General features: G+C 41.9%; 19 protein-coding genes. 11 read left to right on the forward strand and 8 right to left on the reverse strand.

Annotation, left to right across the window (positions count from 1 at the left end; genetic code table 11):
• The first annotated feature begins 22 nt into the window (after positions 1-22).
• From HUJ22_RS00600 to HUJ22_RS00625, 6 genes are read left to right on the forward strand one after another with little or no spacing between them, the layout of a single operon-like run.
• On the forward strand, positions 23-598 hold the full coding sequence (locus tag HUJ22_RS00600) for a hypothetical protein (RefSeq protein WP_290872176.1): 576 nt from the start codon (positions 23-25) through the stop codon (positions 596-598).
• A 49-nt stretch (positions 599-647) separates the two neighbouring features.
• Positions 648-1,079: a nitrous oxide reductase accessory protein NosL gene (locus tag HUJ22_RS00605; RefSeq protein WP_290872178.1), complete on the forward strand. Its 432-nt coding sequence runs from the start codon at positions 648-650 to the stop codon at positions 1,077-1,079.
• 57 nt (positions 1,080-1,136) lie between these two features.
• Positions 1,137-2,351 carry a nitrous oxide reductase family maturation protein NosD gene (locus tag HUJ22_RS00610; protein ID WP_290872181.1) on the forward strand — a complete coding sequence of 405 codons (1,215 nt, stop codon included), beginning with the start codon at positions 1,137-1,139 and terminating at the stop codon, positions 2,349-2,351.
• On the forward strand, positions 2,348-3,058 hold the full coding sequence (locus HUJ22_RS00615; RefSeq protein WP_290872184.1) for an ABC transporter ATP-binding protein: 711 nt from the start codon (positions 2,348-2,350) through the stop codon (positions 3,056-3,058). Before HUJ22_RS00610 ends, HUJ22_RS00615 begins: the two co-directional genes overlap by 4 nt.
• Entirely contained in the window at positions 3,055-3,846 is a 792-nt protein-coding gene (locus HUJ22_RS00620) for an ABC transporter permease subunit (RefSeq protein ID WP_290872187.1), read from the forward strand. Before HUJ22_RS00615 ends, HUJ22_RS00620 begins: the two co-directional genes overlap by 4 nt.
• Positions 3,847-3,901: 55 nt before the next feature.
• On the forward strand, positions 3,902-5,059 hold the full coding sequence (locus HUJ22_RS00625) for an FAD/NAD(P)-binding oxidoreductase (RefSeq protein WP_290872190.1): 1,158 nt from the start codon (positions 3,902-3,904) through the stop codon (positions 5,057-5,059).
• Positions 5,060-5,062: 3 nt separating this feature from the next.
• Here the strand turns inward: HUJ22_RS00625 and HUJ22_RS00630 are convergent, their stop codons facing one another.
• Positions 5,063-6,124 carry a COX15/CtaA family protein gene (locus HUJ22_RS00630; protein ID WP_290872193.1) on the reverse strand — a complete coding sequence of 354 codons (1,062 nt, stop codon included), beginning with the start codon at positions 6,122-6,124 and terminating at the stop codon, positions 5,063-5,065.
• 208 nt (positions 6,125-6,332) lie between these two features.
• Between HUJ22_RS00630 and HUJ22_RS00635 the strand changes: the two genes are divergently transcribed.
• Positions 6,333-7,421: an FAD-dependent oxidoreductase gene (locus HUJ22_RS00635; RefSeq protein WP_290872196.1), complete on the forward strand. Its 1,089-nt coding sequence runs from the start codon at positions 6,333-6,335 to the stop codon at positions 7,419-7,421.
• Positions 7,422-7,472: 51 nt separating this feature from the next.
• On the opposite strand, the gene HUJ22_RS00640 is transcribed toward HUJ22_RS00635, so the two are convergent.
• A complete protein-coding gene (locus tag HUJ22_RS00640; RefSeq protein WP_290872199.1) occupies positions 7,473-7,856 on the reverse strand; it encodes a hypothetical protein in 384 nt (127 codons plus the stop codon).
• A 79-nt stretch (positions 7,857-7,935) separates the two neighbouring features.
• Positions 7,936-8,334: a hypothetical protein gene (locus HUJ22_RS00645; protein WP_290872202.1), complete on the reverse strand. Its 399-nt coding sequence runs from the start codon at positions 8,332-8,334 to the stop codon at positions 7,936-7,938.
• 131 nt (positions 8,335-8,465) lie between these two features.
• Between HUJ22_RS00645 and HUJ22_RS00650 the strand changes: the two genes are divergently transcribed.
• The 3 genes from HUJ22_RS00650 to HUJ22_RS00660 are packed head-to-tail and all read left to right on the forward strand — an operon-like array spanning position 8,466 to position 12,054.
• Positions 8,466-9,746, forward strand: a complete 1,281-nt coding sequence (locus HUJ22_RS00650; RefSeq protein ID WP_290872205.1) for a peptidase U32 family protein — start codon at positions 8,466-8,468, stop codon at positions 9,744-9,746.
• Complete coding sequence (locus HUJ22_RS00655; RefSeq protein WP_290872208.1) at positions 9,725-9,964, forward strand: ferredoxin; 240 nt, start codon at positions 9,725-9,727, stop codon at positions 9,962-9,964. The genes HUJ22_RS00650 and HUJ22_RS00655 overlap by 22 nt, the downstream gene beginning before the upstream one ends.
• Positions 9,965-9,990: 26 nt before the next feature.
• Entirely contained in the window at positions 9,991-12,054 is a 2,064-nt protein-coding gene (locus HUJ22_RS00660) for an acetate--CoA ligase family protein (protein WP_290872211.1), read from the forward strand.
• Here HUJ22_RS00660 and HUJ22_RS00665 read toward each other — a convergent pair whose 3' ends face one another.
• From HUJ22_RS00665 to HUJ22_RS00685, 5 genes are all read right to left on the reverse strand, one after another.
• Positions 12,055-13,056 (reverse strand): lipoate--protein ligase, encoded by a 1,002-nt coding sequence (locus tag HUJ22_RS00665; protein ID WP_290872214.1) that lies wholly within the window; start codon positions 13,054-13,056, stop codon positions 12,055-12,057.
• A gap of 113 nt (positions 13,057-13,169) precedes the next feature.
• The gene (locus tag HUJ22_RS00670; protein WP_290872218.1) at positions 13,170-13,640 is read right to left on the reverse strand and encodes a hypothetical protein; all 471 of its coding nucleotides are present in this window, start codon (positions 13,638-13,640) and stop codon (positions 13,170-13,172) included.
• A 62-nt stretch (positions 13,641-13,702) separates the two neighbouring features.
• Complete coding sequence (locus HUJ22_RS00675) at positions 13,703-13,888, reverse strand: DUF3565 domain-containing protein (RefSeq protein ID WP_290872221.1); 186 nt, start codon at positions 13,886-13,888, stop codon at positions 13,703-13,705.
• Positions 13,888-14,073: an acetyltransferase gene (locus HUJ22_RS00680; RefSeq protein ID WP_290872224.1), complete on the reverse strand. Its 186-nt coding sequence runs from the start codon at positions 14,071-14,073 to the stop codon at positions 13,888-13,890. The genes HUJ22_RS00675 and HUJ22_RS00680 overlap by 1 nt, the downstream gene beginning before the upstream one ends.
• Positions 14,074-14,145: 72 nt before the next feature.
• A complete protein-coding gene (locus HUJ22_RS00685) occupies positions 14,146-14,637 on the reverse strand; it encodes a DUF4149 domain-containing protein (protein ID WP_290872227.1) in 492 nt (163 codons plus the stop codon).
• A gap of 229 nt (positions 14,638-14,866) precedes the next feature.
• Between HUJ22_RS00685 and HUJ22_RS00690 the strand changes: the two genes are divergently transcribed.
• Positions 14,867-16,000: a multicopper oxidase domain-containing protein gene (locus HUJ22_RS00690; RefSeq protein ID WP_290872230.1), complete on the forward strand. Its 1,134-nt coding sequence runs from the start codon at positions 14,867-14,869 to the stop codon at positions 15,998-16,000.
• The last annotated feature ends 61 nt before the right edge of the window (positions 16,001-16,061 follow it).

Here is a 16,061-nt window from a genome sequence, read left to right on the forward strand (position 1 = left end):
TTTATTTTTAAACGAGGTAACTATGAAGACGTCACACAAAATATGGATGGCATTTGCAGCACTTTTATTGATCGGAATTTACCTCGTTCCAATCTGGAGTATCGGTATGGAAGCTCCACAGTATCCTGAAGGGATCGGAATGAATATTATGGTTGATAATATTGAAGGTAAAGAACCGCAGGATCTAAAAAATATAAATGGTTTGAATCACTACATCGGTATGAAACCAATAGAACCTGCTTCCATACCTGAGTTGAAGATCATGCCTTACATTTTCGGTTTTTTAATCATTTCCGGATTGGTGATTGCAGGAACGGGTAAACGCACTTTGATCTTGTTTTGGCTAGGTATTTTTATATTGGTGTCTATAGCCGGACTGGTTGACTTTTACTTATGGGGATATGATTACGGACATAATCTGAATCCGGATGCCCCGATCAAGGTGCCGGGTATGACCTATCAGCCTCCATTGATTGGCAGTAAACAGCTGTTGAATATCAATGCAACCTCACTGCCACATATCGGATTTTATATTTCGTTGGTTTCCATGAGTATTGCCGGTTTGGCTTGGTGGAAAAGTAAAGATCAGAAATCGTAAAGTGAGGCCGGATATGAGATTTTCAAAATTCATATTAAAGGTCAGTTTAATGATAATTGCTCTGATTCTTTTGGTCGGGTGTAGTCAGGAGCCTGTTCCAATTCATTATAACAGTGACGAATGCGCTCACTGTAAAATGATGATCACCGACAATCAGTTTGCGGCCCAACTGGTCACGGATAAAGGTAAGGCCTATAAATTTGATGCCATTGAATGCATGGCCGTTTACTATCGTGAGAATCAAAATGATTTAAGCGGTTCCAGACTGTGGGTCAGTAATTACAATAAACCCGGTACCTGGCTGGATGCTTTAGAAGCCCAGTTTGTGAAGAGTGAGGTTATTAATAGTCCTATGGGTGAATCCCTGCTTGCTTTACCGGGGAAAGAGGCCGCAGACGAACATGTAGAAGACAAACCCGGGCGTTTACTGCTTTGGGATGAAGTCTCCCAAACGGATATGAAAAAGGGAACGCACAGATAGCATTTTCAATAGTTAAAAAAATGGAGGTCAGCATTGAAAGGTTTAACATGTATAACTATGATGGGCTTATTCCTGCTCGTCGGTTCCATCGCTTCGGCTCAACCCGTTACGGTTTCGCCGGAGGGAGAGACTTCCACCATAGTTGAGGGACTAGAATTAACTCAGCCCTATGACACTCTCATCATCAAAGAGGGAACCTATCGTGAGCACAACCTGATAGTTGATCATCCGCTTACCATTATTGGGGAAGGCCGACCCGTGATAGATGGGGAGAAAAAAGGGTTCATCCTGGTTATAACTGGAGATGATGTAACCGTGAAAGGCCTTGAAATCCGCAATACCAGTACTAGTTTTATGGAAGATTACGCAGGCATTCTGATTGAGAAAACCAAAAATACGGTCATCGAAGACGTAAGATTGATCGATAATTTTTTCGGGATTTATCTTGCTGAGACCGATAAAGCCAAAATCAAAAATAATTATTTATCAGCATCGGGAGAACGGGAGACTTCATCAGGAAATGGAATTCATCTTTGGTACAGCAAAGACACAAAAATTGAAGGTAACTATGTGCGTGGTCATCGCGACGGATTGTATTTTGAATTCGTTGATGGAGCCTTCATCACCAATAACCTGAGTGAAGAAAATATCCGTTATGGCATTCATTTCATGTATTCCGATAACTGCAGTTATGTGGAAAATACATTCAGGGATAATGGTGGAGGCGTAGCAGTTATGTACACCTCGAATGTTGAGATCATCGGTAACCGTTTTGAGGACAACTGGGGATCATCTGCTTATGGTATGCTTTTGAAGGAGATCAACCGCAGTCGTATTGAGAATAATCATTTTGAGAACAATTCGGTGGGACTTTACATAGAGGCCACCAGCCGTAACGAAGTTAAGGGGAATACATTTCGGCAAAATGGTTGGGCGGTAAAACTGATGGCAAACTCAACGGATAACGTATTTAGTGAGAATAATTTCATTGCCAACTCTTTTGAAGTTTCGACGAATAGCCGGCGTAATTTTAACGAGTTTACCGGGAATTACTGGAGCCAATATGAAGGCTATGACCTGGATCGGGATGGAGTAGGAGATGTTCCACATCATCCGGTACGATTGTTTACGATACTGGTTGAAAAACAACCACAGTCTCTGCTGTTGCTAAGAAGCTTGTTGGTAGACATACTGGATGCTGCAGAAAAAGTGATGCCGGCGTTAACCCCTGAAACACTCATCGACATCAAACCACAAATGAATGAGTTATGATAGAACTAAGAGGATTAAAAAAGAAGTTTGGTCGGTTAACGGTACTTGATGAACCCGACCTGGAGATTCCTTCAGGTCAGGCCACCGGAATTGTCGGTCCAAACGGCTCAGGTAAAACAACCATGATCAAAAGTATTCTTGGATTGGTGAAACCGACTGAGGGTGAGGTATTGATCAATGGAGAGTTAGTGAACGACCGCTGGGAATACCGTGAAAAGATTGGCTATATGCCGCAAGTGGCTCGTTATCCGGAAAATATGACAGTGGAAGAGTTGTTTACTTTTATAAAAAAAATCAGGGGAAATAAGTCTTCATATGAATTAAAACTTATTGATCATTTTGCGCTGGAACCGGAACTGAAGAAGCCTATGCGAACCCTGTCCGGCGGTACCCGGCAGAAGGTAGGGGCAGTTTTATCCATGATGTTTGATCCGGAGATTCTCATCTTTGATGAACCCACTGCCGGGCTCGATCCCCGTTCAAGTGTTCAATTCAAAAAGAAAGTGCAAAACCTGAAAGAACGTGGTAAAACCATCATTCTAACGACCCATATTATGAGCGAAATTGAGGAACTCGCTGATTACCTCATCTTCATCGTGGAAGGTAAAATCAAATATCATGGGCCAATGAAAGAGCTTTTAGCACATCATAAAGCACAGCGTTTGGAAGGTGCCGTTGCCAAAATGATGGAGGAGGAAGCCGCATGAAAACACTAACGATTTTAAGTTACCAATGGAAAGATATGATACGGGGAAAATGGATCTTCGGCTATGCCCTTATATATCTGCTGATTACAGACGCACTCATTCGTTTTGGAGGAGCCGGCCCAAAAGCTTTACTCAGCATTTCAAATGTCATGCTTCTGCTCATTCCTCTTGTGGGGATGATTTATGGCGCCTTATATCTCTATCAGTCCAGGGAGTTTACCGAATTACTTTTAGCGCAACCACTCAACCGGAAAACTATTTTTTGGGGATTATATGGTGGACTTGCCGTACCCCTTGCTTTAGCCTTTACAGCCGGAATTTTGATTCCTATGGCTTATAATGGAATGCTCTTTTCTGAAAATGCACTATCCATCTTGTTATTGTTGATACTTGGAAATGTATTAACCCTGTTATTTGTAGGAATAGGATTCTGGATGGGGCTTACTTTTTTCGAAGATCGCATCAAAGGATTGGGGTTTTCTCTTATCAGCTGGCTTTTCTTGGCTGTTTTGTATGATGGTTTGGTCCTGTTTCTGATCTTTATATTGGGAGATTATCCCATCGAAGAACCAATGCTGGCCTTAACCTTGTTGAACCCAATCGATCTTGCCAGAATTACCGTATTGCTGGAATTTGATATATCGGCTTTAATGGGATATACCGGCGCAGTATTTACTCGATTTTTCGGAAGCTTTTATGGAATGCTGACGGCTATAGCATGTATGTTGATTTGGCTGGTAATTCCACTGTGGAGAGCAGTTCAACGGTTTAGGAAAATGGATTTTTGAGTCTTTCTGGAAAACCTTTTTAATGTTATATAGTACTTAACAAAAATATAGAGCAATGGGAAAAACAATATTGGTATTAGGCGGCGGAATTGGCGGGATCAACACAGCCAAAGAATTGAATAGAAAAATTGGAAATGAAGATGGCATTAACCTTGCCCGGATCCTTGTTTTTGAGAAGGATGAGAAAAATGTATTTGGTCCTTCATTAACGTGGCTTATGGTTGGTAAAAGAGAAATGGAAGAAGTATACCGTGAAACTAAAGATGCCGAAATTGGGGGTATTGAAATCATTTTAGGCGATATTGAATCCGTGGATCCGGAAAATATATCGGTTACGTCCGGCGGGAAAAAATATAAAGGCGATTATATGGTCGTTTCACTCGGTGTTGAGCAGTCATCAGAGTATCATCTTGGGTTATTGGGGCACAACTTCTACACGCTTGAGGGGGCTGCTTCATTCTATGACGATTTAAAAGAATTTAAAGGTGGAAAAATTACGATTGTAGTTCCCTCACTGCCATACAAATCACCGGTAGCTCCTTACGAAGCCACGATGCTTGTTGAAAACTATATTAGGGAGCATGGACTGAGAGATAAGACAGAAATTGCTCTTTATACTCCGGAATCGGAACCAATGCCATTTGCCGGTCAGGAAATTTCTGAAAATGTAAAAGAGTTGATGAAATCAAAAGGGGTGCAGTACAAACCCAATCACCAATTGGTTTCGGGTTCAGATAAAACTTTGGTTTTTAAAACCGATTCCGAAGGCCGTAAAGAAGTTGATTTCAGTTTAATGGCGTACACTCCCAAACACGAATGTCCTTCTGTAATAAAAGACACCGGGTTGGTTGGAGAATCAGGCTGGATTGAAGTTGACCGAAAAACAATGGAAACTGATTTTTCCAATGTATATGCCATTGGAGATATCACGGCCATTCGTCTTGATTCAGGTGAAACACTTCCAAAAGCCGGCGTTTTTGCTCAATATCAGGGGCATATTGTAGCACATAATATTGCCAGAGATATCTCAGGTAAATCACCCGATGAAATTTTTGAGGGAGAGGGAGAATATATCCTCGAATTAGGAGGAGATAAGGCTCAAAAAATTAAGGGAAATTTCTACGAAACCGATGTAGATGCCAAAAAATCAAGCATGATCAGGCATTGGGAAAAAGTATTGTTCGAGAAATCCTGGTTTATCAAAAACTTTTGAGCATCAAGCATATTTCCAGTTAAAATCTGCATGCAAAGACCGGTATTTCATCTTGTGCCAAAGCCCTAGTAATACTCCCCAGAAAATTACCGCAACCAGTTGATGCAACACACCCAGTGAAATCGGAACGTTGTAGATGAGGGTGAAGATTCCCAAAAAGTACTGAATGAGTATTACTCCTATTAAAGCTAAACTCAAAGGTAAAAGATCTTTATGGTCTTGAGACCGATACACCTTCAAACTTAAAATACCAACAGCTATCAACAGAACAGTACCGGCTAACCTGTGAATCCATTGGATGGTGCCCGGGTTTTCAATTAGGTTCAGGAAAAAAGGATCTAACATGCTAAAGGTAGGAGGAAGCCATTGCCCGCCCATTTTTGGAAAGGTATTATACATGTATCCTGCATCTAGGCCGGCGGTAAAGGCTCCATAAATAATTTGAATCCAAAGAATCACTGCGATTGAATACATCCATTTTTTATACGGAATCTCTTCTTTTTCCTTTTTCTTTAAACTGCTGTGATATTTGACATCTAAGGCCAGCCACAGGCAATACGCAAATAAGATTAAAGCAAGGGAAAAATGAATAGCCAGTCGGTTATGGCTCACATAGGGAACATCAGCCAGCCCGCTTTTTACCATAATCCATCCCATAGCTCCTTGTAAAGCTCCAAGGCCCAGCAGTATGAACATTCGTTTCAGGAGTTTGTGGTCAAAACAACCACGTGCCCAGAAATAAAGGAAGGGTATGACGAAGATTATCCCGAGCAATCTTCCAAGCAGCCGGTGCAGGTATTCCCAAAAGAAAATGGTCTTAAATTTTTCCAGCTCCATCCCTTTGTTGAGCTGTTGGTATTGTGGGAATTGCTTGTAATGCTCAAAGGTTTCAATCCATTCAGCTTCCGAAGTTGGTGGGATAGCGCCCATAATCAGGTTCCATTCGCTCATGGAAAGCCCGGAATCCGTGAGCCGGGTAATACCGCCAATAACAACCATTAAGCTGATAAGTATTATTCCAGACCATAGCCAGATATAAACAGGGCGATTGTAGGGTGAGCTCATATATTTATTTGGGAAATCTGATTTAGAATAATTTAGCCAGTGGGCAAAATATCCATTTTTGAGAGAAAGTACTTTGTGTAATTGGTAAGAATTTTGAAAAAATAACTGCCATTTTGAAGGATTTAACGTGTGTCAATAAATCATTTAATTTGGTTCTAATTGGTGATACTTTGAGCTAGTAAAAAATTTATAGAAACGGATTGCTTCAATGAATAAATATTACGCAGCAGTTTTCGGAGCAGGAATTTCCGGAACGGCCATTGCTAATGAGTTAGCTAAAAGAGATAAAAAAATTCTTTTAATTGATCCCCATGTTTCTGAAAATGCCCCGGGAGCCCCCGCCGGGTTAGTAAATCCGGCTACCGGAAGGAGAGCTAAAAAGAGCTGGAGATGCCAGGAATGCATGGAGGCCCTGAGAGAGCTGGTGGATGAACTTATCAGGTTTTCCGGCAGAGATGATTTAATCTCAGATACGGGCACCATCAGGCCGGCTATTAACGAGAAACTTGCAGATAACTTCAAAGAAGCCCTGGATAAATACAACTGGCCGGAGGGCTGGATTCGATGGATAAATGAAGAAGAAGTCTCAGAATTGAACCCGGAAATTGCTCCAAACTTTGGGGCTCTTTTCCTGGATTGTGGATTTACAGTTTACGTGGATCGATATTTGAATACTTATCGGAAATATTTGCGGGAAAAAGGAGTGAAATGCCGCTATGAAAAGGCAGAGTATCAGGCAGGTGAGAGCGGAGATGGTTTTAGAATTAAATTCGAAAACGGGGAAGTGTTAAATGCAGAACATGTTATTGTAGCTGCCGGACATCAAACCCCGGGATTCAGAGATTGGGAGTATCTGCCGCTGCACCGGGTTAAAGGACAAATCGTTTGGTTTGAAGCCGATGAAGACCTGGATTGGAATCATGCCACTTCGGCCATGGGTTACAGCCTGAGAAGGGGGGACAGGGACTTGATCGTAGGATCTACGTACGAGCATAAATTTGAAGATCTCGATACCACGGAAAAGGCATTTAATCAGATTAAGGGAAAGCTTGTGAAAATGTTTCCCAATATAGCTGAAAAAGTGAGGAAGAAAGATCAAATGGCGGGAGTCCGGGTTACAACTCCAAACCGGTTGCCGGTGATTGGCCGCCATCCCCAAAATAAAAACCTTTGTATTTACACAGCTATGGGCTCCAAGGGACTCCTGTTTTCCCAATATGTAGGGAGTTTACTGGCCGAGCACTTGATCAATAACGTTCAAATTCCCGAAGAAATAGATACTGTAAGGTTTGAGTGAGCTTAAATTCAGGTGCGCCTTAAGTAGTTATTTTTATATGAATTATTGAATTCAATTTCCGACCGACCGAGCCTGAACAATTGTTTCACGGAAACTCGCATGACAATTTACACAGCCCTGCTGTACAATCCGGTATTGTTCTAAAACTTTATTCATATCATGTTGAATAGCTGCTTTTTTAATCGAATCGGCATGATTATGAACTAACTTATCGTATTCTCCAAAAGCAGGCATTTGGTCTCCGAGCGTTTTTTGTATGAACTTTCTTGTTTCTTCAGAAAGGGGAGGGTGCTGGTTGATTGCGGTGGCTCCTTGCTCTATAAGATGAAAGTTCTGCGTATAAATGCCCTCGTTTATCATACTAACATCTGCCATAATAAGCCGCATAATGGTTTGAAGGTCAGGGGAATTGTTAGCCTGTATTTGGTTATTCAAGGTTAACCCGGTTAAAGTAACGGCCGAAATTAACAAGATTGACAGAAATAGCTTTTGTTTTTTCATAAAAGACTAAGTATTAAAGATTGAGTTCAGTTAGTTTCCGGAATTGAGGTCTTATTCCCAGATAAATCAATAGCCAAATTGCAGCTCTGATAGCCATTGCAATGACACTTTGTATGGCTGCATTTCCACCGGTTAAATAAAATGTCCCAACGGTAAATAGTATCAAAAGATTGAAAATGAGCACAAACAGGGTCATGTATATTGCCTTCGAATGCTTTTTCCAAATCAACAGGCCGGTTCCAACATAGATAAATCCCATAATGAAATTAAAAATCAGTAATGGCTGTAGTATGTGATAACCGGGATTGAAAAATCCAAACAGAACTCCTCCGCCGGCAAAAACAGTTATCCCTCCAAAGAGTATCGCCGTCAAAGCTCCTGACTTTTCTTCAAAACTTGACCTATTCTTCATATTTATATCCGAAATTGGTAACTCATATGCGTTATAGATTCATCAAATGATTAATAAATAATACAAAATTGTCTTAAAACTTTTATTATAAGTTTGATAAGAAATGTAATCCTATATAGTTCGGAATATTTATGCTGCCACAAATTCAGGAAAGTGAACTTAATACACTCAAAAGCAAACGTCTGACAGAAATCATGGCTCCGGTTGGCGATTGGGCTTCACTTCAGGCAGCTCTTCAGGGAGGAGCTGATTCTATATACTTCGGTATTGAACAGCTCAACATGCGTGCAAGGGCTACTAACAATTTTAAACTCGAAGAACTTTCTGAGATCGCTGATGTTTGTTCGAAAAAAGGAGTAAGAACATATCTGACACTTAATACCGTACTTTATGACCATGATTTACCTTTGATGAAAAGAATCATTAATGAAGTAAAACGATGTGGAATAACGGCCATTATTGCAGCGGATCAAGCGGCTATTTCCTATGCTTCCCGACAAGGGGTTGAAGTTCATATTTCAACCCAGGCGAACATCTCTAATATTGAGATGGTAGAGTTCTACAGTCATTTTGCAGATGTGATGGTTCTGGCTCGTGAACTGAGTTTAGGACTGGTCAAAAAGATCGTAGATGGCATCAGAGAACGAAATATTACGGGCCCTTCCGGAGAATTGGTGCAAATAGAGATCTTTGCACATGGTGCGCTATGTATGGCCGTGTCCGGAAAATGCTATTTGAGTTTACACACCTATAATTCTTCAGCGAACCGTGGAGCCTGTAAACAAAATTGCCGGCATGCTTACAAAGTGATCAATGATGAAGGGCAAGAGTTGGTGATTGATAATGAATATATCATGTCTCCAAAAGACCTTTGCACCATCGATTTTCTAGATCAGGTTTTGAATACCGGCGTACGGGTATTGAAGCTGGAAGGCAGGGGGCGATCTCCGGAGTATGTGAAAACGGTTACTCAATGTTATGCTGAAGCTGCATTAGCCGTTGAACAAGGTACATTTAATAAAGAGAAAGTAGCTGGATGGAAGGCACACCTTGAGAAAGTTTATAATCGAGGTTTTTGGGACGGATACTACCTTGGTCGGAAGCTCGGGGAATGGAGTCAGGTTCACGGATCGGCAGCAACTAAAGAAAAAGTATTTACTGGGAAAGTGCTGCATTATTACCCCAAAGCGAAAGTGGCGCACCTTCGGATCAAAGCAAGGGGACTATCTTTTAAAGATCAGATTTTGATTATTGGGGAAAAGACAGGGGTGGCGGAACCTGAGATTAAGTCTCTATGGGTTGATGAAACCTCCGTTCAAAAGGTGGAAAAAGGAAGCGATTGTACGATTCGTATAGATCAGGAAGTTCAGGAAGGGGATAAAGTGTATGTATGGGAGGACCGAAACCCATGAGAATCACTTTTTACAGATCGAAATGCATTGGATGTAACTATTGCGTGGAAGCGTGGCCTGAACGCTGGCAGATGTCCAAAAGAGACGGGAAATGCGTACTGATCGGTGCTAAGAAAAAAGGAAATATCCACCAGGTGCAAGTTGGTGAATATGAAAGAGAATATAATGAACGGGCGGCAGCGGCCTGTCCGGTAAATATCATACGTATCAATCAATAGAGTTTTTATAAAAAGAGGATAAAAGCATGAATAATCCATTTTTCTCACCAAAGGGAGTAGCTGTGATTGGTGCATCGCAAGATGCCCATAAGCTGGGATATGGAGTGATCCGAAACTTGCTTCAATACCGCTATAAGGGGGAGATTTATCCTGTCAATAAAAGTGCCTATGAAATTCAGGGCCTTACTTGCTTTGAATCGGTTGAAAAAGTACCTGATCCCGTTGATTTGGCTATCATCATCGTGCCTGCCAATGCTGTTGCCGGCGTGTTGGAAGAGTGTGGTGAACGGGGGATCAAATATGTGATTATTGTCACAGGTGGATTTAGTGAGACAGGGCCTGAAGGGAAAAAAATGGAAGAAGAATTGATCGAAGTGGCCGGACGATATGACATTCGGATGGTTGGACCAAATTGTATAGGAACGATTGACACCCATACGCCCGTCAATACGACCTTTGTGGTGGGGATGCCGGAACCCGGAGAAATCGGTTTTATCTCTCATTCAGGAGCAATGGTCGCTGCCATCATTGACTGGGCAGAAGGAAGCGGCATCGGCTTCTCCAGAATAGCCAGCCTTGGAAACCAAATCGATGTGAATGAGATTGAGATGACCAAGACCATAGCCAAAGATCCCAAAACAAAAGTAATTACGGCGTATATAGAAGGTGTTTCAAATGGCCTGGAGTTTATGGAGACTGCTATAGAGGCCGCTTTAAAGAAACCATTCCTAATGCTGAAGGGAGGCCATGGGGAAAGTGGGGCGAAAGCAGTGGCCTCTCATACCGGAGCGCTGGCCGGAAGTTCAGAAGCTTACCATGCAGCTTTCAAGCATTGTGGTATTCAGGAGGCCCATACCGTTGAAGAAATGTTTGAGTGGGCTCGGGCCATGGCATGGCAACCGCTTCCCAAAGGAAAAAGGGTGGCGGTTTTGACCAATGCGGGTGGCCCGGCTATTCTAGCGGTAGATGCTTTGGAGCAGGCAGGATTGGAAATAGCCAGGCTCACACAAAAAACAAAAGACTATCTGACTTCCAGATTGCCGAAAGCAGCAAGTGTGAACAATCCGGTGGACGTACTCGCAGGCTCAGGTCCGGCAACCTATACACTGGCATTAGAAGCGTTGTTGACTGATGAACATGTGGATGCAGTTGTGGTAATTCAGGCTCCTCAGGATTGGTTCCTTCCGGTTAGCCTTGCGGAGGTTGTGGGTGAAGTAGCCGGCGCACATCAAAAGCCGGTAATTACTTCTATTATGGGGCGGGCATCCGTTGGAGATGCACTCAAGATCCTTCAAAAGCGCCGAATTCCCAATGTGGCGTTTCCGGAACGCTCGGCTTCTGTGCTGTCTGCGATGATAGCACGACGGGAATGGCTGGAGTCTGACAAAGCCCCGGAATCGGTTAATATTGAGATTAATTTAAAGACGGCAAGTGATGCGGTTGCTCAAAAAGACTGGACTGAGTTGCTAAAACTATATGGCGTTCGGTTTCCTCAGCAAAGAATAGCATCAACCCTCAGTGAAGCCATTGACGAGGCTTCTAAGATAAATGGAGGCGTTGCGATGAAATTAGTTTCGGATGAGGTGAGTCATAAGTCAGATATTGGCGGAGTTAAATTGAATCTAAAAGGAGAGACGGCTATTCGTAAGGCCTGGGAAGAAATAGCAGAAGGAACAGTCAAAGCAGGTGCCGGAATGAAAGGAGTGCTTCTTCAGGAAATGATATCATCTGCCCGGGAAGTGATTGTTGGAATGGTTCGGGATGAACAATTTGGAGCAACCGTGCTTTTTGGTACCGGCGGAACGGATGTAGAATTGATTAAAGACGTACATACAGCAATCGCACCAAAAAATCGTGAACAGGTTCAGCGATTAATCAATGCTACGAAAGCCGGTGTGAAATTAAAAGGATGGAGAAATCTGCCACCCGGTGATAGTGAAGCGTTGACAGGTGTGATTTTAGCATTGAGTAAAATTGCTTATGATTTTCCGGAAATCACTGAACTGGAAATCAACCCACTTTGTGTGTTACCGAAGGGAGAAGGAGTGTATGCCTTGGATGTAAGAGGGGATATGAATCGAAAATTTTAGTTATGCGTCTTCTCCATAAATAAGCTCCTGAAATTCCTCATTCTCGATATTTCCAAAATAATCCTCTATATTCACTTTTTCGATAGAGGCCGCGATATCTTCCGGCTCGTATCGAACGCCTTTGAGTAGATCTTCCACTTCCTGCACAGATTCTTTGCCAAAGAAATCTCCATAAATTTTCATGTTTTTGATGTGTCCCTTTTGTACGTCTAAGCGCAGGTCAATTTCACCTACGGGAAAACGTTTGCTTCGCTGAATGTTGAATTTAGGGGATTTTCCATAGTTCCAGTCCCAATTTCCGTATTTTTCTTTTCTGAGTTCATGTACGGCTTTCCATTCATTTTGGGTAAGTCTGTAAGTTTCGAAAGAGTCTTGGTCTTTATACAAGCCTTCCAAAAGTCGGGATCGAAATTCAGTTACACTCATTTCAGTATCTATAAACTCGATGATGTTAGCTACCCGGCTGCGGACCGATTTATGTCCCTTTGATTCAATCTTGCTCATCTTTACATTTAAAGCGTTAGCTACTTCGCCGAGGTCGCTGTTGAAGAGAAGGGTGCCATGAGAGAACATGCGCTTTCTGGTAGAAAACTGAGCATTCCCTGAAATTTTTTTACCATCGGCGAGAATGTCATTTCGCCCACTCATTTCCGCCGGGACTCCCATTTCTTTTAAAATCTGGATTACCGGTTCATTGAATTTTAGAAAATTATGCAGGTTTTCCTGTTTGTATTTAGTGATGAAACTGAAATTTAAGTTTCCAAGGTCGTGATATACCGCTCCGCCGCCCGACATCCTGCGGACGACATGAATGCCATTATCACGGACATACCCATCATTAATTTCTTCCAGGGTATTTTGGTTCCGGCCAATAATAATTGAAGGTTCATTAATGTAGAACAGAAGATAATCTTCACTTTCACCAAAATTTCGCAGGGCGTATTCTTCCAGAGCCAGATTAATTTGAGGCTTGGTGATTCCTTCATTATCAATAAAAATCATGATGAATAAGAATGTTTGATATTCAGGATATGAAATTTTCAATCAATTAATGTGGGGATGCAAAATCTTGCGTCCCCACATTAAATGGAAAAATGTTAAACATGATTTTAAAATCAACCATTCACTCCGGCAACTTTCAGGGATTGGGTAAGGAATAAACCGTACACGATGTGCATCAGTAATCCGGCTATAATGAGTTTGCCGGGAACCCAGGTATTGGAGTAAAAGAGGCCAAATGATTCCCCTGCTGCAGCCGATGCGAACGGAGAAACAACCAAACCAGCCATTATAGATATGATCACTCCGTAGATAACCCCTTGAACAATCCAGTTTCCGGGAATACGATGTTGAAAATAAACCACCCAGATGAGTGCAAGTCCCACCCCAATAATATTAAAGGCTAAATTCCCAAATATGATTTCATAGGGCGCCACATCGTGCACATGATTAAAGCTTTCAGTCAGGATCAGCCCCACATCTATTACAGGCAGACCAATTCCGCCTTGGAGAAAGGCGGTCATTGCCATGGCAAAAGTTGCGACAAATCCACATACAACAGTTCGGAGGAAAACGGAAGAGCTCATAATGTATCCTTTATAATTTTATTGAAATTTGAAAAACCTGAAAAACTGAATGTACCAAAGTTTTACCGTTCACACTCTTTGCAATTTAATTTTTTGCCCAAGCGGGTTTCCCGGCCTTCTTCTGTAATTACCCAAGGCCGTAATTGCCAAGGCGGATTATGCCTGACGTGTTGGGTATGTCCGCATTTCAGATCGGCTACCCAATCGCCGTGTTCGTCTTTGTGAAATCCGGTAATAGGTTGTTTCATTAACTTGATTGTTCTTCATCTAAAATCTTTTTCAAATTCAGCGATTGCATGGCACTAATTGCCGCTTCCATTGCGCCCTCCGCACAAAGTCCACTTATGGAAGCATCCATAAAACCTTCTTGGGCAGCTTTGATACAGGCTCCTCGAATATTCTCAGCATACTCAATGTTCTGGGTTTTTTTCATTTTTGAATCCATTTTTTAGTAATTGAAATCCACAGTTTTAGAAAAAGATAACATGCACACCGATTCTTTTACCTAACCTCTGACTACGCGGATGGCATAGTACAATATCAATAAGCCGAAAATCAAATTTATTCTTCCCAGCCAGCTCGAGAGTTTGCGGAATTTTTGGGTAAGAATTGAATTGGGTTCGGACTCCATCAGCTCTGCAGCTTTTGGGCCGGCATAGAAGTCGTGTACCCCACTGATAAGTAAGACGATACTGAATATTATCAATTTAATTCCCAGGTAGTATCCAAACCCGGCACTCCAGAAATTTTGATCCAAGAATAGTTTCCAGTCAAAACCCCGAGTGGTTAAATTGGTGACACCTGTAATGATCAAAAGCATGAAAAGCAGCCAGGAAATGCGGCTGAATTTTTCACCGATTAGCTTAAAGAATGCCCCCCTATGCTTATTCAGGAGTGGTTCACGGGAAGCCGGTACTAAAACTGCTACGGTAAACAACATGCCTCCAATCCAGAATATTGCGGACAGGATGTGGATAAAAAGGGAAAGGTAATACATAGATTTAAGATGGTCTGTTTTTGATGATTTTAAAAAATTTTTCCTTCAATTTTGATCAATATGGCCGGTAAAAATATTAATTCCGGGGAAGTGATTTTCCGAGAATTGAGTTGACTCGTCTTCATATCAAATTCATAATCTAGCTTTATTATGGATTTGAAAAGGAATTAATCAACAATTAATTAAGATAAAATAGTCTTAAAACTAAAAATAACTAAATCCCAAAACTATGAAATCTGCTATATTAAAAATCACACTAATGGTCGGAATGGTATTGTTTGGAATGAGTTCCATGTTAATGGCTCAAACCGAAGAATATACCTTAGATGGAATGACTTTCGGAATGCCCGAAGCTGAAGTTTATACAGAGGACTACACGGGCTCCCCGGTAGTTGGCGAGTACGTCACACAACTTCCAAATCTGGCTCCTCTAGATTATGAAGGAAACAAACATCATGAAGTACGCATTGATATCATTGTACAAGAAATTGAAGTGGCTGAGGGCGTTCGCTATCAGGCATGGACATTTGGTGGAACTGTGCCCGGCCCTGTATTACATGTGAAAGAAGGTGACCGCATTACTTTTGTAATGAAAAATCGTTCAGATGAGGAAGTTACTATTACAGAACCAAATAAAGGTGGTTCACCTTTTATGAATCAAGTGGCTGAAAACCCTTACCAGAAAAACTCATCTGCAATTATGCCAATGCCTCACTCTATGGATTTCCATGCCGGAACCGTAGCGAAAGATGACAAGTGGAGAACTATTGGACCTGGAGAAACCATCAAATTTGACTGGGTGGCAAATTATGCAGGTTCTTACATATACCACTGTGGAACTCCAAGTGTTTTAATGCACACTGCGATGGGACAGCACGGAATGGTTGTAGTTTCACCCAAAGACGGATACCCAACCGATTATGAAGTTGACCGTGAGTATGTAGTTGTGCAAAGTGAGTATTACCTGACAAAAGGAGCCGGCGATTTGTACACTTATGATTATGAAGCTGCGTCTAATAACAATCCTTCACATGTAGTTTTCAATGGTCACCAAACAGTGTTACATGATCAGCCGCTTAAAGCCAATGCCGGTGAGCGTGTTCGCCTGCACTTCAGTAACAATGGTCCAAGCGGAACTTCCAGCTTCCATGTTATTGGCGCCATTTTTGACAGAGTTTGGTTAGAAGGACACCCATTCAACGAAATGAGAGGAATGCAGACTGTACTGCTTGGTGCATCTAATTCAGCTACAATAGACTTTATTGTTCCTGAAGAAGGAAAATACATTCTGGTTGACCACGAATTTGTGGATGCCGAAAAAGGTGCTACCGGTACATTGAAAGCTGGTCCACGAAAGAAATAAATATGATCCACAGGGGCGAATTGCATTCGCGCCGAAGGTGAATTTGACTTATTGAAATTTA

Origin of the sequence: Gracilimonas sp., from assembly GCF_014762685.1 — a bacterium.
Taxonomy (GTDB): Bacteria; Bacteroidota; Rhodothermia; order Balneolales; family Balneolaceae; genus Gracilimonas.